The organism is Corallococcus terminator, assembly GCF_049194865.1.
In the GTDB taxonomy this organism is placed as follows: domain Bacteria; phylum Myxococcota; class Myxococcia; order Myxococcales; family Myxococcaceae; genus Myxococcus; species Myxococcus terminator_A.
Window position 1 is genome coordinate 1 of record NZ_JBLZWL010000020.1, and the last position, 25,965, is coordinate 25,965.

The window sequence follows — 25,965 nt, forward strand, 5'->3', positions numbered from 1 at the left end:
CCCACCGTCGGCGTCTCGCCCTCACCGTCGTCGCCCTCACCCTCGCCGGCTTCCGCCGTTTCGTCCTCGCCCTCCAGGTCCTCCGCCGACAGCGCGCAGCTGTCCTCGGAAGCCTCGGCCACGACGGACGCGGCCTCGGCGGTCGCCCCCGCGGCCGGGACTCCCGGCGCGGCTTCGACCGGTGCCGGAGGCAGCTGTTCTCGTGCCGGCGTCAGTCCTTCCGAACGCACGGACGCCAGGGCGGACTCGCCGCCAGAAGGGGGAACCACGCGCGCGGCACAGCCGGCGCAAACCAATAGGAGCCAGAGGGGGTAACGCACCGGGCCGAAGGATGGCCCGAGAATCGTTCGAGCACAAAGCCCCTCCCAGATTTTTTGGCGCCCCCCTGCCCTGGGGGGCGCTCCGGGCGTGGCCGAGGCCACACTTCCCGCGTGCGACTGTCCGCGTCAGGGCGTCGGCGCCGGCACCTTGAGGGCCACGTCGAGCGCCAGCTCAATCATCTCGTCGAACGAGGTCTGCCGGTCCTGGGGAGAGAGAGCCTCACCCGTCTGGAGGTGGTCCGACACGGTGAGCAGCGCCAGCGCGCGCGCGCCGAACTCGGCTGCTACGCCATACAGGCCAGCAACCTCCATCTCGATGGCCAGCACGCCCATCTTCACCAGCGTGGCGGTGAGCTGCTCCTGCGGGTGGTAGAAGAGGTCGGACGTGAAGACAGTGCCCGCGCGCACGGCCTTGTTCCGTCGCTCGGCCGCCTCCATCGCCCATCGGGCGAGCTGAAAGTCCGGCACGGCCGCGAAGTCGTGGTCCAGCAACCGCATCCGGTTCACCTTCGAGTCCGTGCCGGCCCCGGTGGCGACGATGACGTCCCGCAGCTTCACATCCGGGCGGAGCGCGCCGCAGCTCCCCACGCGGATGAGCACGCGAGCGCCGTACACCTTGATGAGCTCGGTGGCGTAGATGGAGATGGAGGGCACCCCCATCCCGTGGCCCATCACCGACACGCGACGGCCCTGATAGGTGCCGGTGAAGCCGAACATGTTGCGCACGGACGTGACGCCCTGGGCGTCAGTCAGGAAGCGCTCGGAGATATAGCGAGCCCGGAGGGGGTCACCGGGCATCAGCACCACGTCGGCGAAGTCGCCGGGTGCGGCGGAGATATGAGGAGTTGCCATGGGGGCGCACCATAGCCCTCCGTGCGCCTGCCCGCGATTACCAACTCGAGCTGCCGAAGCCCGAGCCACTCCCCGAAGAACCGCTGCCGTAGGAAGAGCTGGAGAAGCCGGAGCCGCTGCTCGAAGAAGAGGAGCTGAAGGAGGAAGAGGAGGAGGAAGACGTGCGAGCACGCTCCCGGTCCCGCTCCTGCTCCCGCTCCGCCTCGCGACGACGTTCCTCCTCGCGCTCCGCCTCTTCGATGGCCTCGCGAGCCTCGCGCTCCGCGGCGTCCGCGGACCGCCGGGCCTCCTCGTAGAGCCCCTTGTCGAGCGCGCGGCGGGCGGAGTCGAGCTTGGAGCCTCCCGCCCTGCCCCGCCACGACGCGGCGGACTGCACGACGCTGGATGCGGACCGGATGGCGGCGGCGGCTTCCTCGGCGTCGCGAAGCTCGCCGCGCAGGTCCGCCGTCTTGCGCGCGGCCTCGGAGGCGATGCGGTCCCCCATCCTGTCGAAGACCGCCCAGTCTCCATGGGGCTTCGCGAAGTCCTTCCTCGTCGAGTCGAGCTCGCGACGCAGGGCGACGAGGCCGCTGATGGCCGCCGTCGTCGCGCGGCTGTCGGTGATGCCGTCGTTGGCGGCCTGACGAATCCACCGGTCGGCGGCGGACAAGGCGCGGTCGGCCGAGTCCAGGCTCGCCTCGGCCTGGGCGTGGTGGGCCCGGTCCGACGCGGCGGCCTGCCTCACCTGCTCCAGGGACAGACAGGCGGAGGCGAGCTGCTCGGCGACGTCGAAGGGGTCCCCCGGACGCGACTCCGTCGCGCTCACCGCCGCCAGGAGGAGCTGCCGGGCGGTGTCGCGAGCCTTGCGCGTGGGCTGCATCGTGCGCCCGTCCGAGGCGTCGGCGTCGCACGCCGTGCCGAGCCCCTGCGCGAGCAGGAGCGTCTTCGCATTGCCCTCCTCGAAAGACTTGAGCCGTCGCGACTTCTCCTCGACCTCGTCGAGCCGGGCCTGGACCAGGGTGTTCCGCGCCTCCACCTCCGTCAGCAGCGCGGCGGACGCCAGCAGCCGCGCCTCCGCGAACGCCAGCTCCGACTCCGCCAGGCGCTTCGCCGCCTCACCGCGATGCACGGCGACCTCGGCGACGTTGTCCTGCACCGTGCCGTTGGCCTCCGGGTGCACCGCGTCCTCCGGCCGCAGGCGCAGCGCGGAGGGGCGATAGCGGCGCGTCAGGGCCTCCAGGAGCACGGTGCCATCCGCCGCGCGGGCCTCAAGACGCCGGGCCACCTCGCGACACGCGTCACGCCGCGGGAAGAAGGTCTTCCTGGCCTCCCGACTGGTCGAGAGGAGTGTCTCCACCTCGCTCACGCGCGTCAGGGAGGCGGTGAGCGCCGCGAGCGCAACATCCAGCTTCCCGGCCCCCAGCGCCTCGCGAGCCTCACGCAACAAGCCCTCACCCGCGGCCTGCCGGTCCGACGGGTCGGCGTCCTTCTCGCGCAGCAGCGCGGAGGCGGGCTTGTCCATCGACGCCCCCAGCGCCTCACGGGCCTTGGCCGTCTCAGTCTCCACGCGCGTCAGGGCCTTGCGAGCCCGGGCCGCGAGCACCACCAACTCCTCTGCTTCGCTCGCCCGCGTGGACAAGGCCACGAAGGACCGCTCCAGCGCCTCGACGGACTCCTTCGCCGGCCGGTCCACCAGCGCCTTCGCCGTCTGCTCCGCCGTGTGCCCCAGCGCCGCGAGCGCGTCATCCAACCACTGGCGAGACAGGCCCGCGTCCACGAGCGCCCGCCCCGTTCGAGTCACCACCGGAAGCACCTCGCGCGCGGCCGTGGTCAGCACCGTCATGAGCGCCCGCGCATCCGCCATCCGCCGTCCGCCCTCCGCGAGCGGCCCCTCCAGCGCGGCGAGCGGGTCCGCCCCCAACATGGGCCGAGCCTGCTTCACCCACGCCTCCAGGCACGGCACGAGCTGAGCGGTGACCTCCTTCACGCGCAGCGCCGCGTCCCCGGGAGCAGCCGCACGCAGCTCGGCGATGAAAGCCGCCAGCGCGTTCAGCGATTCCACCGAGGCCGTCGGAGCCGTCTCCAGCGAATCCACCAGCACCAGGGCCCGCTCGGCGTGGGTGTTGAACGCCTCCAGCAAGGCCTCGAAGGAGAGCGAGAAGGGCTGATAGCTCTTCAGGTCGCCGATGAGTCGCTGCGCCTCGGTGCGCGGCCCGCGCAGGATGCCCTCCACGCCCTCATCGGGGTGGAAGACGATGGGCTCGTCGCGCAGCAAGCGGGTGACCTGCTCGTAGCGAGCCGTCCCCATGTGGGCGCCCAGCGCATTCGCCATCCCCGAGCCGGTGAGCAGGTCCTCGGCACGATGCAGCACGCGCGCGGCGGCGGTGGCGAGGAGGAACAGCTCGTCCACATCGGAGGCGAGCTGCTGGCCTCGCTCCCGGGTGATTCCCTCGAAGCGCTTCGCGATATCGTCACGAGACTGGCCCGCGCACAGGTGCGTGCGCTCCAGGAGCCCGAAGAGCGCGTGTGTCTTCTCGTCGATGGCCGTGCGCCAGCGCGCATGCAGCTCGGTGGCCTTGCGCCGGCTCGCGTTGCGCCGACGACGCGCCCAGAGGCCGGCGATGAGCAGACCCGCGCCACCCGCCGTCCCTCCGCCGGTGCGCATCCGCCGCGCCTGCTCCGCATCGTTCGCCGCCACGATGGCCTGCTGATAGGCCACCTCGGTCGCCCGGAGCAGCGCGCCGTAGGTGTCCGCCCGCGCCTCGAACGCCTCGCGAGCCTTCCCCAGCGACAGCCGCGCCTCGGCGAGCGGCGCCTGGAAGGCCTCCGCATCAGGCAGCGCCGCCAGGTGCTCCAGCAGCCCCGGCAGCGCCTGGAGACGCTGGCCATCCCGCCCCACGGCATTCAGCGCCTCGGTGACCTTCGCGCGCGCCGCCTCGGCCGTGGTGAGCGCCGCGCCGTGAACAGGCGTCATGTCACGCACCGCGCCTGACGCCGTCTCCGTCACCGAGCGCAGCTCCGTGAGCTTCTCGGACACGAACGCGGCCAGGGGATGCGCGGCCAAGGACACCTGCGCGGACTCCAGCGCCTTCAGCCGCTCGGACGCGGACCGATGCTCCTCCATCGCCGAGCGCAGCCCGTCGAGGCTCGCCCGCAGGCCGTCATGCACCTCCGTCGCCTTCGCGAGGTCGGCCTTCTCCGGAGGTGTCAGCTGCGCCAGGGTATGGCCGACCTGCTGCTCCGCCCCCGCGAGGTCCACGGCGGCGCGAGGAAGGCCCGAGGGCAGCGCCGTCCCGAAGGCCGCGAGCCGTTGCTCGGTCAGGCGCGGCAGCTCCGCCTGCATCGCCAGGAGCCGGCCGCGCAGGGCCTCGACGAGCCGGGCTCGCTCCGCCATCTCCGCATCGATGGCGGAGGCCACCCGCGAATCGACGAGCATCACGGTGTTCTTCGCCGCGTCGATGACGCGACCGCCATTGCGCATGGCCTCGATGGCCGGAGCATCCAGGTCGCCCTTCCACTGCGCATCGCCCGCCTTGCGCCGGTCCTGCGCCTGCGAGCCGAAGTACGACAGGTTCCGGTCCGCCAGGGACAACAGGAACACGGCGCCGTCCGGCTCCTGCGTCCTGGGGTGCCTCAGCTCGCCGAAGCCCGTGCGATTGGACAGCCCCTTGCCCAGGGCATGCAGCGCGGCGTCGATGCCCGTGAAGCGCGTCCCCTCCGCGTCGACGAAGCGCTCACCCTCCGCGCTCTCCAGGAACACCACCGTCCAGTGAGGCGCGTTCTTCGTGAGCCACACCTCCAGGTCCGCGAGCTGCCCCGTGGAGACACCGACGTCCCCCTTCACATAGACGTGCTGGGACTCGGACCAGACGTCGACGACGCTCGTCGCGCTCCGGATGCGTTGGTGCCTGCGCGCCGCATCAACCGGCGAGGCGGCCAGGACGAACGCGAGCAGGAGCAGGGGCGCGAAGCCGCGAGGTGAGCTTTTCATCGATGGGGCCAGGACGAGCGAGGGCGCGGGAGACTTCACGGGGCGGCGACCCACGCGACATGGAAGTGCGCGTCCAGCGTGGCCAGCGCGTAGTCCTTGGGCAGCGGGGCGAATGGCGCGGCCTTCTGCACGGCGGTCAGCGCGGCGGCATCCCAGACCTTGGAGCCCGACTCCTGGGAGACCACCGCGGTGACGAGCTTGCCATCGCGGCCAATCACAGCCTGCACCACCGTCCTGCGTCCCACGGCCGGCAATCCCTTGCGCGCAGGCTGCTTCCACTTGCCGGCGACCTGGGCGTAGGCCTTCTGCTGATAGCTGGCGCTGGTCAGCTCGGGCTGGAAGAAGGCCTGGAGCTGGGGGCTCCCAGCGGCGGCGAACGCCAGCGGCGCGACGACCAGCACCAGCAGGGCCACGAGGGACAGCGGACGGGGGCGGAGCATGGCGCGCAATCGTAGTCGCCACGAATCGCGCCGCGAAGGGGGCCCACGCCGTCCTACGGCGGAAGGAAGTCCACCGTCACCGTGCCGGAGGCGGGGACCTGGATACGCTGGGGCAGGAACCGTGGACCCGGCGGGGGGCCGTCGTCCTCGATGTCGTCGCGCCTGACCGTCACCAGATAGGACCCCGGAGGAACGCCCGCTTGCTCGAATTGCCCGGAGAGGACCAACAGCTCCCGCACGAAGCCATTCTCCGAGCCCGAGAGAATCACCGTGGTGCCGTCCGCCGCCGGGCCGCCCACCGTGCCACGAAGCAGGGCCCCCACCTCGAGCGCCACCGCCACCTCGTCCTGCTTCGCGCCGAGCAACAGGCGCTTCTGTGAATACGCCTCATGCAGCACGACGAGCGCATACGGTTGCTCCAGCACATGAGGGAGGGTGAAGGTGCCGTCCTGGTTCGTCCTCGCCACGACCTCCTGCACATCGAGCATCACCTCGTCCGCCCAGCCCTCCGCATCCTTGGGAACGTCGCCCAGGTCCACCAGGGCACCCGCCACGGGCCTCCCCGTCGCCGCATCCGTCACGCGCCCTCGGACCTGGCGCCCCGGACGAAGCACCACCGCGCCCAGGTCCAGGGCTTGTCCCTCCACCGCCTCCACCCTCATGGACAGGGGCGCGAAGCCGGGAGCGGAGAAGGCGAGCCTCCACGTTCCGGTTCCATGAGGGCCTTGAAAGAACTCACCCCGTGGACTCGTGAAGGAGCTGCCATTCACCTCGAACCGGGTGATGGGAGTTCCGTCCTCCCGAACCAGTCGCCCCCTGATGCCGACTTCGCGGTGCATCACCAGCCGCAGCTCGGAGCTTCCCGCCTCGACCAGCACGGAGGGCAGGTGATCTCCCTCGGGCTTCGAATCGGGGGGCACCTCCAGCACATGGCCATTCAGCCTGGCCACCAGCGAGTAGGAACCCGGCACGAGGTCGCTCAGCTCGAAGCGCCCCCCTGCATCGGACCTGCCCGTCGACTCGCCCTGGTGCATCGCGAAGTCCGCACCTCGCACGCGTACCGACACGTTCTTCACGGCTGGCGTGGCCCGAATCAAGACGCCCGCGAGGGGCTTGCCCTCCCCATCCTCGACGACGCCCGAGAGTGACCGTCCGGCGAGGAACTGAAGGTGCTCATGCACGGGTGCGAGCCCCTTCACCTCCAGCAGCTTGGACAACTGACGCTGCGAGGCCGCCTCGCTCACCGTGACGATGAGCCGATACTTCCCCTCGGCGACGCCTTGGAGTGAGAAGCGCCCCATCGCATCCGTGTACACCATCTTCTCGTGATGGCCCTCCGGCGGCCGAGGCCGTGCCAGCAGCATCACGTGGGCGGACCGCACCGGGTAGTCAGTCTCGAACAGCACCTCGCCGCTCACCGTGGCGCCCGTCGCGAGCACGACCCGGAGCCCCTTTCGCGGTGACGTCACGGAGAGCCAGGTCGAGCGATGCAGCGCATGGCTGACGACGATGGCTCGCTCCCCCGCCTCTTCGGCGGAGAGCACGAACGCGCCATCCTTTCCCGTCGTCGTGGAGCTCTCCACCTCCAGGTCATCCCGCCCCTTGAGCGACTCGTCGAATGGGCCACGCCCGTCCGATGGATAGACCGCGGTGAGGTGGGCTCCCTCCAGGGGATGACCCTCGGCATCCACCACGGTGCCTTCCACCGTGAAGGCGTCGCGCAACACGAAGACGAGCGGCTCGCGGTCCGCGCCCAGCCGCTGCACCACCATGTGCTCGAGGAAGCCCGGGGCATCGACCTTGACCATGTAGGGGTCTCGCGACACAGGTCCCAACGAGAAGGTCCCGCGAGCGTCACTCGTCGCATGCTTCGCCCTGGGCAGGGAAGGCACGCCCATCCTCGTGGCCAGGACGCTCGCCCCGACGATGGGCGCCCCCCGGGCGTCGCGCACCACGCCCTCCACGAGCATGTCACTGCCAAGCATCAGCACGACCTCGGGGTAGTCGCCGCTGGAACCCAGGCCCACGAACTCCTCGGCCACCGCTTCGCCGTCCTTGGCGGAGAACGAATAGCGCCCAGGAGGCAGTCCCTCGAAGGTGAAGCGCCCCTCGCCATCCGCGACGACCTCACGACTCCAGTCGTCGCCCTCGCAGCGCACCTGCGCCCCCGGGGCGGGCGCGTCCCCGTGGACCACGCGGCCCGACAGCACGCGCGCGCGCGACATCGTCACGTCCATGGCGAGCAGGTCCGCGCCGCGTGGCTTCTTGTGCACCGGGAGCAGTCCCTCCTTGGAGAAGATGACGCTGTAGTCCTGGTCCGGCAGGTCCCCGAACTCGAAGTGTCCGTCCGGCGCCGTGGTCACCTCGAAGGCGCGGTGGTGTGCGGTCAGGAGGGCGATGACGCGGACTCCCGCCACCGGCCGCGCGTACTCGTCCCGCACCTCGCCCGCGAGCGAAGGCCCCTCGTCCAACCACATCTCGAGGTCCTCGGTGCCAGCTGCGATATCCTCGCCCAGGGCCACGCTCCGCGGTCCCTCGGCCCACACCGCGTACCTTCCGGCCTCCAGGCCCGCCAACGTGAAGCGGCCCTCGGAGTCCGTCACGGCGCGTGCCAGGGGCGGCATCGCGCCCTCGTCCGAATCCAACCAGTCCAGCAACCCCTGCACCGGGCAGTCCACGTCCAGCAACAACAGCTTTGAGGACCCGTCATCGTCGCAAGGCAGGGCGCTCAAAGGCATGCGAGGGGTTTCCTCGGTCGCCACCACCACCGCGCCTGCGACTGGGCCCTGGACATCGATGACGACGCCTCGCAGGACCTGTTCGCCTCGGGGGGCGGGCACGGGCGCGGCGAGCAGCGAGGCCCACGACGAGCGCCGCCCTTCCGCGTCAGCCCCCGAAGCGGCGGTCTTCCCGCGCTCTTGCCCCGTCACCGAAAGGCCCCCGAGCAGGACCCACGCCAGGACGACGCCCAGGAGCAGCAGCCCCCCTCCAATTCCAAGCCATCGCCTCATGCGCGAGCCCCACCCCGGGCCGACCTCGTGTGACGCCGGGTCAGCCTATCCCTTTCGCGGAAGGCAATCGAACCCTCCTGCTCGGCGCCGCCACGTCAGGAGGAGCGCGTCGAGAAAGCCCCCTTCGCGGCAGGCCCTCGAGCCGTCCCGCTCAGCGCCGCCGGGCCAGGGTGAACGCGGTGAGCACGAGCGCGCCGCCCGCGCCCATCGCGATGGCCAGAGGCACCCGCAGCCGCTCCGACAGCGCGGAGAACACGCCCAGCGTCACCTCACGGCTGGCACTCCGCAGCGAAGGGCCCCCCAGCTCGTCTCGCGTCGCACGGAGCTGGCGTCGCAGCTCCTCGGAGGCACCTCGCACCGTCGCCGTCGCCGTGCGCTCGGCCATCTTCGCCACGACGACGCCCACGTCCACGTCGGAGCTTTCACGGAGCGCCGTCACCTCCAGCTCGAGCTGCTCCACGACGGCGTGGATGAGCCGTCGCCCCGCCTGCTCCAGCACCTCGTCGAACCGCTCGGTCCGCGCCTCCAGGGCCGTGCCCAGTCCCTCCACGAGCCCGCGCCCCGCCTGGGACGCCACCTCCGAGGCGATGGGCGCCAGCACGGGCATCTCGTGCTCCAGCTCCAGCACCGCGCCTCTCACCGCCCCCGTGGCCAGCGTCCGAGCCCGCGCTCCGGGCTGCCGCAGCTCCCGCTGGCGTTGATCCGCCACCCGGGATGAGTGGTCCAGCCACCCATTCACCCGCTCCAGCAGCTCATGGGACAGCGCATCCGCGCCCGGCATCGAGCGCCGCAGCTCCGCCACCACGCCCTGCACCGCGCTCTCCGCGAGCGAGCGGGACCACGTGCCGGGAGGCCGCTCGGAAGCATCCTGGACCTCGCGAGCAAGCAGGGCCACGACGTCTTGGATGAGCTCACGAAGCTGCCCGTCGAGCCCCGGCAGCTCCGCCTGGAGCCCCTCCGAGGCGCCCTGGATGGCCCCGCTCGTGAGGCCATGCGCCGCGATTCGCTCCAGCGACAGGGTCAGACGCCGCATCAGCTCGACCGGTGACAACCGCCCATCGTGGCGCATCGCTCGCCCCCCCGCGCGGAGGTCCGCGCCGCTCGACCAACGATTGCGATGTCGCCCACCGACCAACACCCCGGCGGCCCGGTGGAGCCAGCGCTCGCAGGGCCTTGCTGGCCTCAGCCCAGACACCGTCCGGTCGACACCGAGCACCGGCACCGCCGTCGGCAGGGCGGGCAGGCAGCGGAGTCGCGACTGCAGTCCGGTTGCATCGCCTACCTCGCTCCGGGACATTGGCACAGGGCTGACGATGCTGGGTTATCAGGCGAACTCACAGTGGCGGGACATGTCTGACTTCGTGGTGCACTTCACGAAGCCCGGACCGCCATTCCATGACGCCTACCAGAACATGATGAACATCCTGGGCACTCGCACGCTCATCCCGGGCGCGCAGGGCTTCGGGCTGGCGCGCAAGGAGCCGCGGGTCGCGGACCGGCACCGCGCGGTCTGCTTCAGCGAGATTCCACTCGACCAGCTCGGCAGGCTCGTCCAGCGCCGCAGCCTGTATGGCATCGGCTTCAGCAAGAGCTTCATCCTCTCCCAGGGCGGCGGTCCCGTCTGGTACGTCCAGTACGCCTCGCCCGCGCACCTCTCGCTGAAGCACCAGGTGGACCAGGCGCTGGCGGCGGAGGATTCGCGGGCCCATCCGCTCTGGGCCATGACGCCCTTCGTGGACATCCAGGGTGACAAGCACAACGCGCCCTACAGCTACCGCTTCGACTGGGAGCGGGAGTGGCGCGTGCCGGGCCTGTTGCGCTTCACTGAGTACGACGTCGCGGCCCTCTTCCTCCCGGAGGAGCTGCACTCGACGGCTCGCGGCTTCTTCGAGTGGGCCGTGCGCGAGAAGGCGGGCCCGGGCTACTTCTGCCCCTGTCTGGATCCGCTGTGGACGGCGCCCCAGATTGCCGCGGCGCTGGAGAAACACGCGGAGGACTTCGCGCGACTCAGGGCGGGCTGACTTCGACGGCAAGCACCTCCCGCATTTCCTGGCGGGCACTGTCGAAGTCTCCTGCCTTCCGATGGCGCTTGGCGCGATAGAGCGCGTCCACAATGCGGTCAGAGCCTTCCTTGATGCGCCGTGCGCACTCCAAGAGCAGCGCTTCCGCGCCAGCGTGTGAGCCAACAGCCGAAGTGGCATCCGCACCGCTGAGCCTCACCTCGGAAGCGGTGCGCGCCAGAAGAGTCTTCACGTCGTCCGTGAGTGTCAACGCCTCCCCGTTTCGCACTCGGCGCGCCAGCTCGCGCACTGGCTCCCATTCGAGTTCATCGGACATGCGCTGTTACCCTTTGCCCCTGAGAATCGAGGGTTCAACGCCTGGACGACGTGGCCGTGGTTTGCCATTGCCCATACCGCCATCTATGGTTCCTTGAGCGCCAGGGATTTCGATAAAAGGGAGAGGTGCCATGAACATTGATGGGGCTTTGCATGATGAGCTGCTCATCGCGGTCCGCGACATCAAGGAGCAACTGGATGCCCCCCATGCTCCCGGGAGGGTGGTTGACTCAAGATTCACCCCCGACAGCCTCCGAGGCATGGCGATCCACGCGAAGAATCGCCTCGGGCTCAACGACGAGGTGCCGTACTCGGAAACGCAGAAGAAGAAACTACTGGAGACCTTTGGCGGACTCCTGAATACCGTCACGAATACGCATGAGCTCAAGGTCGCGAATGGGCTGTCGAAGCATAACGTGAGCCTGGTGCGAGACCTGGTCGCGATCTTCACGTTCATCCAGAACGGCATCCCGTTCTACCCCTGCATGGTCGATCCTGCTTCAGACCCGGGAACTCGCGTCCCCTGCGCGAATCGTGGAGGAGGTGGTGGATGTCACCGAGATGATACAGACCGAGGAGCGTCGGTTCCTGGTAGAGGACGCCGAGGGCACGTTGGTAAAAGCGGACGGCATCTATCCGTTCGTCGTCCCGCTGTCGTATCTCTGGAAGAGACGCGTGAAGAGCGGTCCGGAAGCAGTCACGAGCGGCACGGTGATGAATCCGAACCGCTCTGAGGGACACACGGCCATCTCCACGAAGGACAAGCCGCGTAGCAGACAGAAGAAGCACGAGAAACCGGTGCTCTTTGCCGGCATGGCCACGTTCGCCGACGGCTTCCTGCTTCATTGGGACAATGACTCGGGGCACTACACGCCAGGCAGTCTGATAGGGTTTGGAATGGGCGCGGCCACGTGTGAGTTGCTGACGGCGCTGCAGTTCCCGTTTCCCATCGACCGCTATCGAGACCACCAGTAGGAGCCGTGGTCGTCGCCGAAGCCGACCTCCTGCTGCCCCGTTGGCCTCCGCGAACGTCGCCCCACGCGCGCACACGAACTGGACAGGGCTGCCCCCCCTTGCGTCCATGAGCCAACACCCGCGAGAGGCAGGGGCCTGCCAGCGCTTCCCCGGATGCCTATCTCTTCCCCTCCGACATGGGCGGGTGGACGCGGGGGAGCAACACGGTGGCCGGAAGAAGCTTGTCTCGAGGCGTGCTGGCGTGTGTCGTTTGTCTGACGGTGGCCTGTGGGGGCGGTACCTCCACCGGCCCTGGAGGTGGGCCTCCGGACGAGGTGCCAGGGCCGTCGGGGAACAACCCCGACCCGGCGCCCACCAATCCCCAGGAGATTCCAGACGCGGGCGTGCCGGATGCGGGTGAGCCCACCCCTCCCGATGCGGGTCCGCCGGACGCGGGCCCCGTGCCCACCGTCTGCGCCCCCTCCGCGGGAGAGACGCGGTGGTTGACGGAAGGCCAGCTCGTGACGGCCACCGTGACGTGCTCCACCGGCAACACCACCGCGGGGCTGCGCTTCGGCGTGGACAACCTGCCGCCCGGCGCCGCCTTCGACGAGGCCACCGCCACGCTGCGCTGGACTCCCGGCAAGGACCAGGCCGCCGTGTGGAACCTCGTCCTGCGCGAGCACACGAGCAACGAGACGGGCACCCTCAAGGTGGGCGTCGCGGAGAACGACGGCGGCCCGGGCAACGTCAAAATCGTCGACCCGAAGACCTACACGGAAGAGTACGGGCTGCCCGTCTTCCACCTCATCTACACGCCGCCCCTCACCTCGGGCAGCGACAAGCCCGCGCAGCTCATCTACCGGGGCCGCACCTACAACATCGAAGCCAAGTACCGGGGCGCCACGTCCGGGGCCTTCCCCAAGCGCAGCTTCACGCTGGAGTTCTCGGACGAGGACCTCTTCAACGAGCCCGTCCACGGCGACGGCTTCCTCAAGAAGAAGCGCGTGGCGCTCGTCACCACGTTCAATGACAACTCCTACGTGCGCACGCGGCTCGCGTTCGACCTGTGGAGTAGAATGTCACCCGAGCACATCCGCGTGCGCACCTTCAGCGCGGTGCTCTATGCCAACAACCGCTTCCTCGGCCTCTATACGGTGGCGGACCTGCCCCACAAGCGGCTGATGGCGGAGCACGGCATGGACAAGGACTCGGACCTGTTCAAGGCCGTGGACAACGACGCCAACTTCTCCCGCGTCCGTAAGAACGGCGAGCCCAAGACGTCGCTGCGCGAGGGCTTCGAGAAGAAGGTCGGCGCGCCGGAGATGGGCCAGCCCCACGCCTGGGACACCCTGGAGGCCTTCATCGGCTTCGTGGCGGACTCCGACGACGCGGCGTTCCGCACCGGCTTCCCGCAGCGCACCCGGCTGCGTGACTACGAGGACTGGTGGATCTTCAACTCCCTCATCCTCGGGACGGACTCCCACTCGAAGAACGCCTATCACGCGTATGACCCGAAGACGCAGGGCCCGTGGCGCTTCATCCCGTGGGATTTGGACGCGAGCTTCGGCCAGAACTTCGACACCACGCGCACGTCGCCGACGACGCGCTCCAACTTCACCGGCAACAACCGCATCTTCGCGCGGCTGCTCGCGGACCCCACCTTCGCGGGGCCCATGCGCGAGCGCTACCGGGCGCTGCTGCGCAACGAGCTGAAGCTGGAGGACGTGCTCGCGCTCATCGACACCTACGAGCGGGAGACCTCCGCCGTCGCCAAACGCGACTGGGCCCGGTGGCAGCTCGAGTACCGCGCCCTGGGCGCGCCCGGCACCGTGGGCGAGGGCAACTTCCCCGACTGGTACCAGCGCACGGACTTCCTCACGTACGAGGAGGAGCTGGCCTACGTGCGCCAGTGGGTCCGCACCCGCTGGCCCGCGCTCCAGTCCCAGCTCCCTTGACGCGAAGGCGGGCCCGAACCGTCAGCGCAGGTCGACGAAGAGCCCGCCGAACGTCATCGCCGCCGTCTGCCCCCCGTCGCCCGAGTGCGTCAGGGGGGCCTCCGCCAGCCCCACCGCGAGCACCGCGCCTTCACGCGCGTCCACGCCCAGCAGGTGGAAGTGTCGCGGGCCGCCATCCAGGGGGAGGCTCCTCGTCCGCACCTCTTCGCCGTCAGCGGACACCAATGCCAGCAGCGGCCCCGAGCCCCGGCTGATGCTCATGCCGCCATGCCAGCGGTCCCAGCCGGAGGCCCCCACCGCGAGCAGCCCGTCCTCCGTCCAGCGCAGCGCGGAGAAGTGGTCCGCGCGCGCTCCGCCCACGGTGCGCTCGAAGCGCGGCACTCCGGAGCCACGGCCCAGCACCGCCACGTAGCCGTCATACGGCGCCATCTTTTCATCGGAGCCCGGGAACGGCGGGTAGTAGTCGATGACGCCCTGGGCGCCCTCCCGGACGAACGTCCCCGCCAGGGCCACTTCCCCGCCCTTCGCCGCGAAATCAAACACCACGAACTCCGCCGCCGACGCGGGCAGGAACGCGTGGGTCTCCTCCCGCGCGCCCTCGGGAGAGAAGGCGGTGTACGCGAACGGCTGGTATTCGGTGTCCATGGGCGACGTGACGTTCACGCCCGTCAGGCAGTCCGTCCGCGACGGCGCCTGGAAGAGCTCGTTCGAAGCCAGACACCGGAGGCTGTTCCACGTGCGTCCCACCACGACGCGGCCATCCCAGCCGTCCACGGCGAGCAGCGGCCTGGAAGGGGCTTCCCGCCAGCGGAACTCGTCATAGGCCCAGGCCACGGGCTCCACGCGGTGCCGCCCGTCCACGATGCGCGCCCACTGCTCAACGTAGCGCCCCTCCGTCCACCGCAGCGCCATCACCCCCGTCACCAGGGAGGAGGCGCCGCCGGGCCGGGTCGATGGCTCGTCCACGAGCGACAGGAAGGCCGACACCACGTCCTCACCGCGCGCCTCCGTCCTGAGCCACCCGTCCCGCAGCGCGTGCACCTCCCGGGACTTCATGCGGAACGGCCGCGCGGGCAGGTCCACGCCCACGTCTCCCGGAGGGAGCGTCTCGGTGCCGGGCAGCGGCGCGCGCGCCACCACCTGCCCCTCCGAGGACAGGCGCACCAGGTCATAGCCTCCGCGGTCGGCTTCGGTGCGCTCGACGCCCAGGGTGAGGTCCCCGGAGGGATGGAGCGTGAAGTCACTGAAGAACTCCCCGGGCGCCTCCGCCAGGGTCCAAAGGACGCTGGACGTCGACGCGTACGCGACGAGCCTGCGGTGCCCCTGGAGCTGGCCGTCGCGCGTGGTCTCCAGCACGAAGGCCCTGTCGCCGGAGAGGCGGACCTTCAGCCCACCCCACCCTTCACGCGGCACCACCCGGTGCTCCAGCGCGCCCACGTCGAAGGTGTCCGTCAGCGTCGCGCCCGGCGGGGCACAGGCCTCGCCACAGGGGGCCTGGGAAGGACTCTCCGAGCACGAGGACAGGAGCAGGCCCGCGAGGGGGCCCAAAAAGAACCGGCGGGCGGAGCGACTCCACCCACCGGCAGCGAGACTCTGGAGCATCGAGCACCTCATGGCCGTCATACGTCACCAGCCCGGGTGCCCGGTCGCTCCACCCGACTAGAACTGCGCCCAGCCCGGAACGCGCGGATAGGGAATGGCGTCGCGGATGTTCTGCAGGCCGCACATGTAGACGATGAGCCGCTCGAACCCGAGCCCGAAGCCCGCGTGCGGCACCGTGCCGTAGCGGCGCAGGTCCCGGTACCAGCCGTAGTGGGCCGGGTCCAAGCCGAAGCGCTTCATGCGCGCGTCCAGCACGTCCAGCCGCTCCTCGCGCTGGCTGCCGCCGATGATTTCGCCGATGCCGGGGGCCAGCACGTCCATGGCCGCCACCGTCTTCCCGTCCTCGTTGATGCGCATGTAGAAGGCCTTGATCTCCTCCGGGTAGTTCATCACCACCACGGGCCTCCCCACGTGCTCCTCGGACAGGTAGCGCTCGTGCTCCGTCTGGAGGTCCTTGCCCCACTCCGGCGCGTACTCGAACTTCTTCTTCGCCTTCTTGAGGATCTCAATCGCCTCCGTGTACGTCAGGCGCTCGAAGCTGGAGTGGATGAACTTCTCCAGGCGCTCCGTGACGCCCTTCTGCACGCGCTCCTCGAAGAACTTGAAGTCGGGGCCGCAGTCCTCCAGCACCGCCTTGAAGACGAACTTGAGGAAGCGCTCGGCCAGGTCCGCGTCCGCGTTCAGGTCCGCGAAGGCGATCTCCGGCTCAATCATCCAGAACTCGGCCAGGTGGCGCGTGGTGTTGGAGTTCTCCGCGCGGAACGTGGGGCCGAAGGTGTACACCTTCGACATGGCCATGGCGTAGGCCTCCACGTTGAGCTGGCCGGAGACGGTGAGGTACGCCTCCTTGCCGAAGAAGTCCTTGTGCCAGTCAATCTTGCCTTCCGGCGTGCGGGGCGGATTGACGGTGTCCAGCGTGGACACGCGGAACATCTGCCCGGCGCCCTCCGCGTCGCTCGCGGTGATGATGGGCGTGTTGACCCAGAAGAACCCCTCCTGGTCGAAGAAGCGGTGGACGGCCTGGGCCGCGCGGTGACGGACGCGCGTAATCGAGCTGAACGTGTTGGTGCGAACGCGCAGGTGCGCCACGTCGCGCAGGAACTCCAGCGTGTGCTGCTTGGGCTGAATCGGGTACGTGTCCGGGTCGTCCACGAAGCCCAGCACCTGGACCTCGTCGGCCTGGACCTCGAAGGCCTGGCCCTTGCCCTGGGACTTCACCAGCGTGCCGCGGCACACGACGGAGCAGCCCGCGGTGAGGTGGAGGATCTCCTTCTCGTAGTTGGGCAACGAATTGGGGGCGACCACCTGGAGGGGGTCGAACGCCGAGCCATCGCTGACGTTGACGAAGCTGATGCCCGCCTTCGAGTCGCGCCGGGTGCGCACCCAGCCACGGACCTCCACCTTCGTCCCTGCCTCCACCGCGCCGGCGAGGACCTGCTTCACACTGACGACCTGCATTGACGCTCTCCCTTGAGCGGATTCGGGGGGCGAGTTAGCCGCGCGCCGGCCCGAAGGACAAGCCCGGTGTGGCTTTCCGGCCCCCAGGGGGCCTGTTTCCGGGCCCGTTCGGAGGCCTGGAACCCGGCCAGGCAGTGTCAGACCCCACGGGTATTCTTCTCCCATGGTCGCCCGAAAAGGGGACCACGAATCCCACGAAACCCGCACGTCATTCGCGAGCCGCCCTGGCCCGCCTGGCCGTGCCCTACCTGGAGAGTCACATGGCCACCCGCAAGTCCGCTTCCCGCAAGTCCGCCGCCCGGAACCGCTCCTCGGAGTCCACCAAGGCCGCCTTCGAGGACCTGGCGCGCAAGGCCCGCAACAAGCCCGTCGTCCCCGCCAAGGAGCAGGAGGCCCGGGACACCCACGCCAAGAACGTGCTGACGGACGTGGCCACCCTGTCGGCCGAGTCCGCGGTGAAGAAGGTCACCGAGGCGGGGCTCACCATCAACAAGACGCTCGCGGGCATCAACGAGCAGGTCATCGCGCTGGTGGAGGAGATGAAGCAGCTGGACGAGGCCATCCAGCTCAAGACGGACGAGCTGTCGGAGCTGCACGGCAAGGACGTGGCGGCCAGCGCCGTGGACGTGCTCGTGGCGGAGTATGACAAGCAGAAGGCGGAGCTCCAGGAGGAGATGGAGCGGCTGAACAAGGACATCGCCGACACGCGCGCGAAGGCCGCCACGGAGCTGGCCACCGAGCGTGAGGCGGCCCAGGTGGCGCGCCAGCGGTCCGAGGAGCAGTACGCCTACGACGTCCAGAACCAGCGCAAGAAGGAGCAGGACGCGTTCGCGGAAGGGCTGCGCGTGCAGTCCGCGACCGAGAGAGATCGCAAGGAGAAGCTGGAGAAGGACTGGGCCACGCGCGAGGACGCGCTGAAGCTGCGCGAGAAGGAGCTGGAAGACCTGCGCAAGCAGGTGTCTGAGTTCCCGGCCGTGCTGAAGAAGGAAGCGGACACGGCGGCGGCCATCGTCGGCAATCGCGTGAAGGGGGAGTGGGACCTGAAGCTCACGCTCGCCACGAAGGACGCGGAGACCTCGCAGCGCGTGGCCAGCATGGAGATCGCCTCGCTCAAGGACACGAACACCAAGCAGGCCCAGGCCATCCAGTCGCTCCAGGCGGAGCTGGCGGACGCCAAGCGCCAGGTGCAGACCATCGCGGAGAAGGCGCTCGAGTCCGCCTCCGGCGCCCGCGCCCTGGCCGAGGTGCAGGGCGTCATCGCCAGCCGCGAGTACAACAAGACGAAGTAGTCCCTTGTGGGGGGACACGGGGACGCTCGCGGCTCACGGCCCGGCGGGCGTCTCCTCCCGAAGCATTTCTCCCGGGTGCGTTCAGCCTCCATGAAAAGGCTGAATCACCGCCTCGGGGTGCGTTCAGCCTTCATGGGAAAGGCTGGAACACTTTGAAGAAGCTGAACTCCTATGGACTCGGGTCATCCTTGGATGAGTCGCGGGCAGGCGTCGTTCGTGGACTGAGCACGGGCGGTGTAGCCTGCCTCACCATGTCCTCTCCTGGCCCTGCTCGTTCTCGCGCGAATGGATTGTTCGCGATTCCCGCCCTGCTGTGTCTGCTGCTGGGTTCCTCCGCCTCCGCCCAGGCGACCCGTACCTGGGTCTCTGGCGTGGGGGATGACGTGAACCCTTGCTCCCGCACCGCGCCGTGCAAGACGTACGCGGGGGCCATCTCCAAGACGGCCGCGGGCGGGGAGATCGACGCCTTGGACCCGGGTGGCTACGGCACGGTGACCATCACCAAGTCCATCACGATTGATGGCGGGCCCTACGCCGGAGGCATCCTCTTTTCGGGGACCAATGGCGTGATCGTGAACGCGGCCGGCGCCACCGTCGTCCTGAAGAACGTGGCCCTCCATGGCGGCACCACGGGACTGGACGCCATCCGCATCCTGGCGGCGGGCAAGGTGCTGCTGGAGAACTGCACGATTCAGGGGTTCACCAACTCGGGCATCAACGTGCTGCCCTCCGCGGGCGCCGTGCAGCTCGTCGTGCGCAACACCACCGTCAACGGCGCGACCATGAAGGCGCCGACGAACGCCGGCGACACCTCGGGCGGTATCCAGGTGGCGAGCGGTGGGGCCGTGATTGGAAACAGCCAGCTTGCGTCCGGCCTCATCGGCCTGCACGCGCTGAACGGCGCGCGCGTCACGGTGAATGACACCACCGTGGTGGGCCACTCCGAGCAGGGCATCCTGGCGGTGGGCGGTGCGCAGGTGACGCTGGAGCGGGCCGTGGTGGCGCAGAACGGCGTCGGCATCAAGGCGGAGGCTCCGGCGCAGGTGCGCATCTCCGACACGATGGTGGGCCACAACACCGGCCTGGGGCTGGACGGCCCGGTCGTCTCGTTCGGGAACAATCGCGTCGCCGCGGGCAACGGCACGGATGGCTCCCCCTCTTCCACGCTGCCGCAGAATTGAGCCGCGCGATGGGTGTCCACTTGCGCTGCATCCTCGTGGTCGCGCTCTGCTCGGCCACTCCCGCGCTGGCCCAGGCCACCCGCACCTGGGTGTCGGGGGTGGGCGACGACGCGAATCCCTGTTCCCGCACCGCGCCGTGCAAGACGTTCGCGGGGGCCATCTCCAAGACGGCCGCGGGCGGAGAAATCGATGTGCTGGACCCGGGCTCCTTCGGCACGTTGGTCATCACCAAGGCCATCACGATTGATGGCGGAGCGGACGTCGGCAAGGTGTTCGCCTCCGGCACCCAGGGCATCACCATCAGCGCGGGCCCGCAGGACGTGGTGGTGCTGCGTCGGCTCTCCCTGAACGGAAGCGCGCCCACGCCTGGAACGACGGGCATCGTGTTCAACAGCGGGCGCGCGCTGCACGTCGAGCGCTCGCAAATCCGTGGCTTCCAGCAGGACGGCATCCGCTTCGCGCCCGTGGCGGGCGGCCAGCTCGTCGTCGACGAGGTCGTGGCCACGGGCAACGGGGGGGCTGGCCTCCGAGTGGGAGGCTCCGCCGGAGCCGTGACGGCCGTCATCTCGCGCAGCACCCTCTCCGGCAACCGCCAGGGGCTCTGGCTCGGCGCGGGCGGCACGGCGACGGTCTCCAGCCTGACGGCGTCCGACAATGCCGAGGCCGGCATCTGGGCGCGGACGGACGATGGCGGCAAGGCTCGGCTCAACGTGGAGCGGGCGCGGCTCACGCACAACGGCGTGGGCCTGCATGTGGCGTCCGTGGGGAGCGGGAGCCAGACGTTGCTGCGGCTGTCGCGGGCCGCCGTGGACTCCAACGTGCTCGCCACCACGCGGCTCATCGGCGCGGGCACCGTCATGTCCTTCGGCGACAACCGGATGGCGGGAGGTTCCGCGTCGACGTGTCCAGCGGGAGCCGTCTCCCTGGAGGCCGCGACGTTGCCGGGGCTTGCTCGGAGCGGCGTCTTCGCGCCCGTGGAGCTCGCCGTGTTGGGGGCGATGGGCAGCGTCACGTCGACAGTCTCGGGCGCGCTGCCCCGGGGCTTTCGGTTGGAGGGGGGCGTCTTCTCGGGCACTCCCGAGGAGGGCGGCGACTACCCCTTCACGGTGACGGCGACGGATGGAAACGGCTGCACGGCCTCGCGGGAGTTCACGCTCGCCGTGGCCTGCCCGCCCATGTCGCTGAGCCCCACGGGCCTGGCGGCTGGCACCACGGGACAGGTCTTCGCGGAGACGGCGTTCGTGCAGGAGGGCGGCGAGGGCACGACGACGTTCGTCATCGACGGGGCCCTGCCTCGAGGACTCCAGCTTCGCGACGGGGTCCTCACGGGCATGCCCACGCAGCCGGGCAGCTTCCCCTTCACGCTGACGGCGACGGACGGTGGCCGCTGCTCGGCGAGCCGGAGCTACACCCTGGCCGTCGCTCGCTCCGCCGACTTCCAGGAGGCCACGCTTCAGCTCCAGGCCTCGGCCAACCCCGCGTATGTGGGAGACGCCGTCTCCATCACCGCGCGCGTGGTGGGCGGCCAGGGTGAGCCCGCGGGGACGGTGACGTTCTTCAACGGCACCGAGGTGCTGGAGGTCGTCACCTTGAAGGGACGCGAGGCGACACACACGCTCGTGCCGCCCGACACGGGCAAGTACATCATCAGCGCGGCCTACAGCGGCGACACCCGCTTCGGTGGAGTCGACGCGGCGCCGTTGACGCTGGAGGTGAACCACGAGCCCCTGGCCGAGGACGACGGCAAGGGCTGCGGCTGTCAGCAGTCCGGCGCGCCGGGCGGAGTGCTGCTGACGTTCCTGTTGCTCGTGCTGAACCGTCGGCGCCGGGAAGCTCCGACGCCGAGCTGAGGACGACGCGCGCCCCACCCGTGTTCGACGCTGGTTGAGAAGCCGCCAGCGTCGGGTTCACGGGTGGCGGCGCACTCCTCACGGAGCCCTGGCGACTACCAGAGCGCCACGGGGGTTGCCCGGACGGCCGACGCCCCCTGGCACAACTGCCCCTGGGTGGCACTGCCCCAGGACAGCACGGTGCCGTTCGCGAGCAGGGCGAGGGAGTGCTCGACTCCGGCGGAAATCGAGACGGCGGCGACTCCCGCCGGCGCATTCCAGGCCACGGGGACGAAGCTCGCGAACTCCTGTCCATGGCCCAGCTGCCCCATCGTCCCCTCCCCCAAGGCTCGCACGGTGCCATCCGCCAGGAGTGCCAGGACATGGGCCCCGCCCGCGGCCAGCGCCGTGACATGGGAGAGCGAGGCCACCTTCACGGGCGTCAAGTAGTCCGTCCTCTTCCCATTCCCGAGCTGCCCCCTGGAGTTGGTGCCCCAGGCCCACACCGTGCCGTCTGTCTTCAGGGCAAACGAGGACAAGCCACCCGCCGCCACGGCCTTCACGTCCTGGAGCCCTGGAACGACGCCCGGCACGAGTCGCTCCCGGGTCGTCCCGTCCCCGAGCTGGCCAGCGGTGTTGTCACCCCAGGCCCACACCTCTCCGCTCTGCGTCACCGCCAGGGAGTGGATGAAGCCCGTCGCGAAATCTCGCGGGCTCGTCAGTCCCGACACCCGGACAGGGAGCCGCTCGTAGGTGCGCGTGCCGGACCCCAACTGGCCGTTGACGCCAGTGCCCCACCCCCAGAGCGCGCCATCGTCCGTCATCGCGAGCGTGTGCGCGAAACCGGCCTCGATGGCCGTCACCTTCGCCAGTCCCTTCACGGGGGCGGGGACGACGCGCGACGTGGTGGTTCCATCGCCCAGTTGAGCTCGAACGTTGTTCCCCCAGGCCCAGACACTGCCATCCCTCCTCAGCGCCACCGCATGCGTGTAGCCCCCGACAACGGCGACCACCTGGTCCAGTCCCTCCATCCGCGCGGGCGCCCCACGCGGATGCGCGTCGCCCTCTCCAAGCTGGCCCGCCTCATTGGCACCACAGGCCCAGACCGAGCCATCCGCCTTCCAGGCGTAGGAGGAGAAGCCCGCCGCCGCCACCGACTTCGCGCTGTCGAAGAGGGCCTGCGTGGGGCTCGTGGCGCGGTTGTCCCGCTCCCCGTCGCCGACCTGCCCGACTTCATCGTGTCCCCAGCCCCACGCCGTCCCATCCGAGGTGAGGGCCAGCGAGTGGCTCGCGCCAGCGGCGAGGAAGCGCACCGCCACGAGGCCTGGGATGAGCTCGGGACGCGCGAAGTAGAGGGCCTGGGACGGACCGAGCTGTCCGTGCGTGTTGTCCCCCCAGCCCCACACCGTCCCGTCGGACTTCAAGGCCAGCGAGTGCCGGCCGCCGCTCGCCACCGCCACCACGCCCGTCACGCCTGGCACCTGCGCGGGCGTCAGGCGGGAGACGCGGGTGTCATCCCCCAACTGGCCCTTGTCGTTGTTCCCCCAGGCCCACACGGTGCCGTCCGACTTGAGCGCCAGGGTGTGGACTCCGCCGACGGAGACAGAGACGACGTCGGAGAGGCCCTGCACCTGCGTGGGTGACTTCTGCTTCAGTCCCGTCGGCGTGTCGGCCGTACCCTGGGAGCCCCAGGCCCAGACGGTGCCATCCGCGCGCACGGCGGCTGACTGCGCCAGTCCCGCTGACAGCGAGACGACGCCGTCGATGCCCGAGAGCCTCACCGGAGTGAGGTGCTGGCGGGTGGTGCCATCTCCCAGCTGGCCAAAGTTGTTGTCGCCCCAGGCCCACACCGACCCGTCGGCGCCGAGCGCCAGCGAATGGACCTCCCCGGCACTGACTGCGGTGATGGAGGCCAGGCCCGTCACCGCCACGGGCTGCCGCTTTTCGTACGAGACGGTGCCATCTCCCGCCTGGCCCCGGCGATTGAAGCCCCAGGCCCACACCGTGCCGTCCGACTTGAGCGCCAGGGAGTGGGCCCCTCCCGCGGAGACTCCCGAGACCTCGAGGAGTCTGTGCGCCTGCTCCGGAGCCCATGAGCTGGGCGGGGAATTCCTCCCGAGCTGACCGACCGTGTTGGAGCCCCAGGACCACAGCCCGAGGCCTGATGGGTCCTTCTTCAAGACCAGGGAGTGCGACCCACCTCCCGAGATGGGTGTGGGCTCCAACCACGCCGCCACGCGCGTCGGGGAGGGCTTCGCCGCCACGGTGCCGTCCCCCACCTGCCCCGCCGAGCTGGAGCCCCAGGCCAGAAGCTCTCCGTTCGCCCGCATCGCCACCGAGTGAAGGAACCCCGCCGAGACACCCTTGATGTCCGTCAGCCCGGGCACCTTCACGGGAGACGCGCGATTCACCAGGGTGCCGTCTCCCAGCTGCCCGTTGTTGTTGAGTCCCCAGGTCCACACGGTGCCCTCCGCCTTCAGCGCCACCGTGTGCTTGTCACCGCCGATGACGGCGACGACTCCACCCAGCGAAGGCAGCTGCGTGGGGACGAGCACGGACGTGGTGTGGCCCAGGCCCAGCTGCCCGAAGTCATTCCTTCCCCACGCCCACACCGTGCCGTCCAGCTTCACCCCCACCGAATGGGTGCCGCCGCCCGACAGGCCCACCACGCCGGTGAAGCCCGGCAACGCGCCCGGCAGATTCCGCCCCAGGGCGTCTCCCGTGCCCAGCTGCCCGTCCACGTTGCCGCCCCACGTCCACAGCTTCCCGTCCGCCGTGAGCGCCAGCGAGTGCACGTTGCCCGCGGCAATCGCCACCACGCCCGACAGCCCCTGCACCTGGACGGGGGTGAGCCGCCGCGTCGTCGTCCCATCCCCCAACTGTCCCGCCGCGTTCAGCCCCCAGGCCCACACCGTCCCGTCCGCCTTCAGCCCCAGTGAGTGATTGAAGCCCGCGGCGATGGACACCACGTTCGTCATGCCCGGCACTTGGACCGGCACCGAGCGCGACGTATTGCTCCCGTCCCCGAGCTGGCCGTTGGTGTTGACGCCCCAGGTCCACACCGTGCCATCCGACTTCAGCGCCAGGGAGTGGTTCTCGCTCACGCCCATGGCGCTGACGCTGGACAGCTTCCACACCCGGACCGGACGCGGACTGTCCCAGGTCGTGCCATTGCCAAGCTGGCCGTGAGTGTTGGAACCCCAGGCCCACACCGTGCCGTCGGGACGGAGGGCCAGCGTGTGAAGGCGCCCGGCGAGGACCAGTCCCTGCCGTGAGCCGCCCTCGGCGAAACGTGCGCCTGGCTTGCCGGGCCTCGTCGTACCGGGCTGCGCGGCGCTTCCCGTCGCCATCCACAGCGTGCACAGCAGTCCACACCACCGCGCGGCTCCAGAAACACCTGTCATGAGACTCCCCCTCTGGGACAACCCCTGGAGCGAAGCACCCCTGACCGCAAACGACAAGCAGGGGCCCGTCACCGGACAGGGCGCTCGCCACGACGCGAGGCCCCGTCCGGATATCCCTTCACCTGTTTCGCGCTACCAGACCCGTACGGGCGCCGCGCGGACGTTGGAGAGGCCCGTGCCCAACTGGCCCACGTTGCTGTTGCCCCAAGCCCAGACACTCCGGTCCGAGAGCACCGCGAGCGAGTGCTCGCCGCCAGCCCCCACGGCCAACGCGCCCGTCAGCCCCGCCACCTGCGCCGGCAAGAGCCGCCAGTTGGACTTCACACCGCTCCCAAGCTGTCCATGCTGGTTGCGGCCCCAGGACCAGACCTTGCCGCCCGTCGTCACCGCGAGGCTGTGATGCTCTCCGGCGTCCAGGGTGACAACCCCTGTCACCGAGCTCACCTGCACGGGCAACAGCTTGCGCACCTGCGTGCCGTCCCCCAGCTCGCCATACGCATTGGAGCCCCAACCCCAGAGCGTGCCGTCTCCCTTCAAGGCCAGCGCATGCGTGCGTCCAGCGGAGATGGACGTCACGCCCGTGAGCCCTTGCGTCTGCACCGGCACCCACTGCTTCGTCGTGCTCCCATCGCCCAGCTGCCCCAGGGAATTGCTGCCCCATGCCCACACCGTGCCGTCGTACTTGAGCGCCAGTGAGAAGCCCTCGCCCGCGGCAATCGCAGCCACTCCCGTCAGCCCCTGGACCCGGACCGGGGAGGTCCGGGACACGACCGTCGCGTCCCCCAGTTGACCCTGGAGGTTGGAGCCCCAGGACTGGACCGTTCCGTCTCCCAGCAAGGCCAGCGAGTGCCGGCTCCCCACCGCGATGGACAGCACCCCGACCGGAGAGGGAATCAACGTGGGCAGCGCGCGGGACACCGTCGTCCCATCGCCCAGCGTACCTTCCTGATTCGAGCCCCAGGCGTAGATGCGACCATCCGTCTTGAGCGCCAGCGCGTGTCCGTGACCGCTGGCAATCGCTCGACAATCGGTGAGCCCCACGGAGGCCACGGGCAAGGCGCGGTTCAACACGCTCCCATCCCCCAGCTGCCCGGAGCCATTCGCCCCCGTCCCCTGGGCACTCCCATCCAGCGCGATATTCAGTGAGTACTGATACGCCGTGGACAGGCCACGCGAGGCCGCGAACCCCGAGCGCACCGGCAGCAACTGCCAGTCCACGACACCATCTCCCACCTGTCCGTCGGCATTGCCGCCCCAGGACCAGAGCGTCGAGTCCTCCAGCACCGCCAGGGCGTGCTGCGCACCCGCCGACACCGCCCTGGCGTCCGTGAGCGCGGGAACCTGCACGGGACTCGTCCGCG

16 protein-coding genes and 1 pseudogene are annotated in these 25,965 nt (G+C 69.9%); 6 read left to right on the forward strand and 11 right to left on the reverse strand.

The genetic code is table 11. From position 1 onward, the window contains the following. The 6 genes and pseudogenes from ACN469_RS09380 to ACN469_RS09405 all read right to left on the reverse strand — a co-directional run. Nucleotides 1-230: pseudogene (locus ACN469_RS09380) on the reverse strand (peptidoglycan-binding protein); the annotation flags it as partial. A gap of 216 nt (nucleotides 231-446) precedes the next feature. Continuing rightward, nucleotides 447-1,172, reverse strand: a complete 726-nt coding sequence (gene deoD / locus ACN469_RS09385; RefSeq protein WP_498766306.1) for a purine-nucleoside phosphorylase — start codon at nucleotides 1,170-1,172, stop codon at nucleotides 447-449. 37 nt (nucleotides 1,173-1,209) lie between these two features. Further along, the gene (locus tag ACN469_RS09390) at nucleotides 1,210-5,142 is read right to left on the reverse strand and encodes a coiled-coil domain-containing protein (RefSeq protein WP_498766308.1); all 3,933 of its coding nucleotides are present in this window, start codon (nucleotides 5,140-5,142) and stop codon (nucleotides 1,210-1,212) included. Between the two features lie 35 nt (nucleotides 5,143-5,177). Next, nucleotides 5,178-5,582: a TonB family protein gene (locus tag ACN469_RS09395; RefSeq protein ID WP_498766309.1), complete on the reverse strand. Its 405-nt coding sequence runs from the start codon at nucleotides 5,580-5,582 to the stop codon at nucleotides 5,178-5,180. A 53-nt stretch (nucleotides 5,583-5,635) separates the two neighbouring features. Then, complete coding sequence (locus tag ACN469_RS09400; protein ID WP_498766311.1) at nucleotides 5,636-8,593, reverse strand: carboxypeptidase regulatory-like domain-containing protein; 2,958 nt, start codon at nucleotides 8,591-8,593, stop codon at nucleotides 5,636-5,638. 151 nt (nucleotides 8,594-8,744) lie between these two features. After that, entirely contained in the window at nucleotides 8,745-9,626 is an 882-nt protein-coding gene (locus tag ACN469_RS09405) for a hypothetical protein (protein ID WP_498766313.1), read from the reverse strand. Nucleotides 9,627-9,942: 316 nt separating this feature from the next. On the opposite strand from ACN469_RS09405, the gene ACN469_RS09410 reads away from it, so the two are divergent. Next, nucleotides 9,943-10,614, forward strand: coding sequence for an abortive infection system antitoxin AbiGi family protein (locus tag ACN469_RS09410; RefSeq protein ID WP_498766315.1), 672 nt, complete (start codon nucleotides 9,943-9,945; stop codon nucleotides 10,612-10,614). On the opposite strand, the gene ACN469_RS09415 is transcribed toward ACN469_RS09410, so the two are convergent. Further along, nucleotides 10,601-10,930, reverse strand: coding sequence for a DUSAM domain-containing protein (locus ACN469_RS09415; RefSeq protein ID WP_498766317.1), 330 nt, complete (start codon nucleotides 10,928-10,930; stop codon nucleotides 10,601-10,603). The genes ACN469_RS09410 and ACN469_RS09415 overlap by 14 nt on opposite strands. 545 nt (nucleotides 10,931-11,475) lie before the next feature. On the opposite strand from ACN469_RS09415, the gene ACN469_RS09420 reads away from it, so the two are divergent. Then, the gene (locus tag ACN469_RS09420) at nucleotides 11,476-11,904 is read left to right on the forward strand and encodes a hypothetical protein (RefSeq protein WP_498766320.1); all 429 of its coding nucleotides are present in this window, start codon (nucleotides 11,476-11,478) and stop codon (nucleotides 11,902-11,904) included. 176 nt (nucleotides 11,905-12,080) lie between these two features. After that, the gene (locus ACN469_RS09425) at nucleotides 12,081-13,841 is read left to right on the forward strand and encodes a CotH kinase family protein (RefSeq protein ID WP_498766322.1); all 1,761 of its coding nucleotides are present in this window, start codon (nucleotides 12,081-12,083) and stop codon (nucleotides 13,839-13,841) included. 21 nt (nucleotides 13,842-13,862) lie between these two features. Here ACN469_RS09425 and ACN469_RS09430 read toward each other — a convergent pair whose 3' ends face one another. Both ACN469_RS09430 and asnS read right to left on the reverse strand, forming a co-directional pair. Beyond that, nucleotides 13,863-15,443 (reverse strand): hypothetical protein, encoded by a 1,581-nt coding sequence (locus tag ACN469_RS09430; protein ID WP_498766324.1) that lies wholly within the window; start codon nucleotides 15,441-15,443, stop codon nucleotides 13,863-13,865. A 57-nt stretch (nucleotides 15,444-15,500) separates the two neighbouring features. Further along, entirely contained in the window at nucleotides 15,501-16,901 is a 1,401-nt protein-coding gene (gene asnS / locus ACN469_RS09435; RefSeq protein ID WP_498766326.1) for an asparagine--tRNA ligase, read from the reverse strand. A 260-nt stretch (nucleotides 16,902-17,161) separates the two neighbouring features. Here asnS and ACN469_RS09440 point away from each other — a divergent pair, with 260 nt between their 5' ends. The 3 genes from ACN469_RS09440 (at nucleotide 17,162) to ACN469_RS09450 (ending at nucleotide 21,221) form a co-directional block, all read left to right on the forward strand. Further along, the gene (locus ACN469_RS09440; protein WP_498766328.1) at nucleotides 17,162-18,190 is read left to right on the forward strand and encodes a kinetoplast-associated protein; all 1,029 of its coding nucleotides are present in this window, start codon (nucleotides 17,162-17,164) and stop codon (nucleotides 18,188-18,190) included. 251 nt (nucleotides 18,191-18,441) lie between these two features. Continuing rightward, nucleotides 18,442-19,371 (forward strand): right-handed parallel beta-helix repeat-containing protein, encoded by a 930-nt coding sequence (locus ACN469_RS09445; RefSeq protein WP_498766330.1) that lies wholly within the window; start codon nucleotides 18,442-18,444, stop codon nucleotides 19,369-19,371. Between the two features lie 8 nt (nucleotides 19,372-19,379). Continuing rightward, a complete protein-coding gene (locus ACN469_RS09450; RefSeq protein WP_498766332.1) occupies nucleotides 19,380-21,221 on the forward strand; it encodes a putative Ig domain-containing protein in 1,842 nt (613 codons plus the stop codon). Nucleotides 21,222-21,316: 95 nt separating this feature from the next. On the opposite strand, the gene ACN469_RS09455 is transcribed toward ACN469_RS09450, so the two are convergent. After that, complete coding sequence (locus ACN469_RS09455; protein ID WP_498766334.1) at nucleotides 21,317-24,604, reverse strand: RCC1 domain-containing protein; 3,288 nt, start codon at nucleotides 24,602-24,604, stop codon at nucleotides 21,317-21,319. 132 nt (nucleotides 24,605-24,736) lie between these two features. Further along, nucleotides 24,737-25,965: RCC1 domain-containing protein (locus ACN469_RS09460; RefSeq protein ID WP_498766336.1), on the reverse strand; the 1,229-nt coding region annotated here is incomplete at its 5' end.

Excerpts from the sequence above, each read along its gene's own strand:
- ACN469_RS09395 (WP_498766309.1), bottom strand. The coding sequence starts at position 5,582 with ATGCTCCGCCCCCGTCCGCTGTCCCTCGTGGCCCTGCTGGTGCTGGTC.
- ACN469_RS09440 (WP_498766328.1), top strand. The coding sequence starts at position 17,162 with ATGGCCACCCGCAAGTCCGCTTCCCGCAAGTCCGCCGCCCGGAACCGC.
- asnS (WP_498766326.1), bottom strand. The coding sequence starts at position 16,901 with ATGCAGGTCGTCAGTGTGAAGCAGGTCCTCGCCGGCGCGGTGGAGGCA.
- ACN469_RS09400 (WP_498766311.1), bottom strand. The coding sequence starts at position 8,593 with ATGAGGCGATGGCTTGGAATTGGAGGGGGGCTGCTGCTCCTGGGCGTC.
- ACN469_RS09410 (WP_498766315.1), top strand. The coding sequence starts at position 9,943 with ATGTCTGACTTCGTGGTGCACTTCACGAAGCCCGGACCGCCATTCCAT.
- ACN469_RS09445 (WP_498766330.1), top strand. The coding sequence starts at position 18,442 with ATGTCCTCTCCTGGCCCTGCTCGTTCTCGCGCGAATGGATTGTTCGCG.
- deoD (WP_498766306.1), bottom strand. The coding sequence starts at position 1,172 with ATGGCAACTCCTCATATCTCCGCCGCACCCGGCGACTTCGCCGACGTG.
- ACN469_RS09450 (WP_498766332.1), top strand. The coding sequence starts at position 19,380 with ATGGGTGTCCACTTGCGCTGCATCCTCGTGGTCGCGCTCTGCTCGGCC.
- ACN469_RS09405 (WP_498766313.1), bottom strand. The coding sequence starts at position 9,626 with ATGCGGCGTCTGACCCTGTCGCTGGAGCGAATCGCGGCGCATGGCCTC.
- ACN469_RS09415 (WP_498766317.1), bottom strand. The coding sequence starts at position 10,930 with ATGTCCGATGAACTCGAATGGGAGCCAGTGCGCGAGCTGGCGCGCCGA.
- ACN469_RS09425 (WP_498766322.1), top strand. The coding sequence starts at position 12,081 with ATGGGCGGGTGGACGCGGGGGAGCAACACGGTGGCCGGAAGAAGCTTG.
- ACN469_RS09430 (WP_498766324.1), bottom strand. The coding sequence starts at position 15,443 with ATGCTCCAGAGTCTCGCTGCCGGTGGGTGGAGTCGCTCCGCCCGCCGG.
- ACN469_RS09390 (WP_498766308.1), bottom strand. The coding sequence starts at position 5,142 with ATGAAAAGCTCACCTCGCGGCTTCGCGCCCCTGCTCCTGCTCGCGTTC.
- ACN469_RS09455 (WP_498766334.1), bottom strand. The coding sequence starts at position 24,604 with ATGACAGGTGTTTCTGGAGCCGCGCGGTGGTGTGGACTGCTGTGCACG.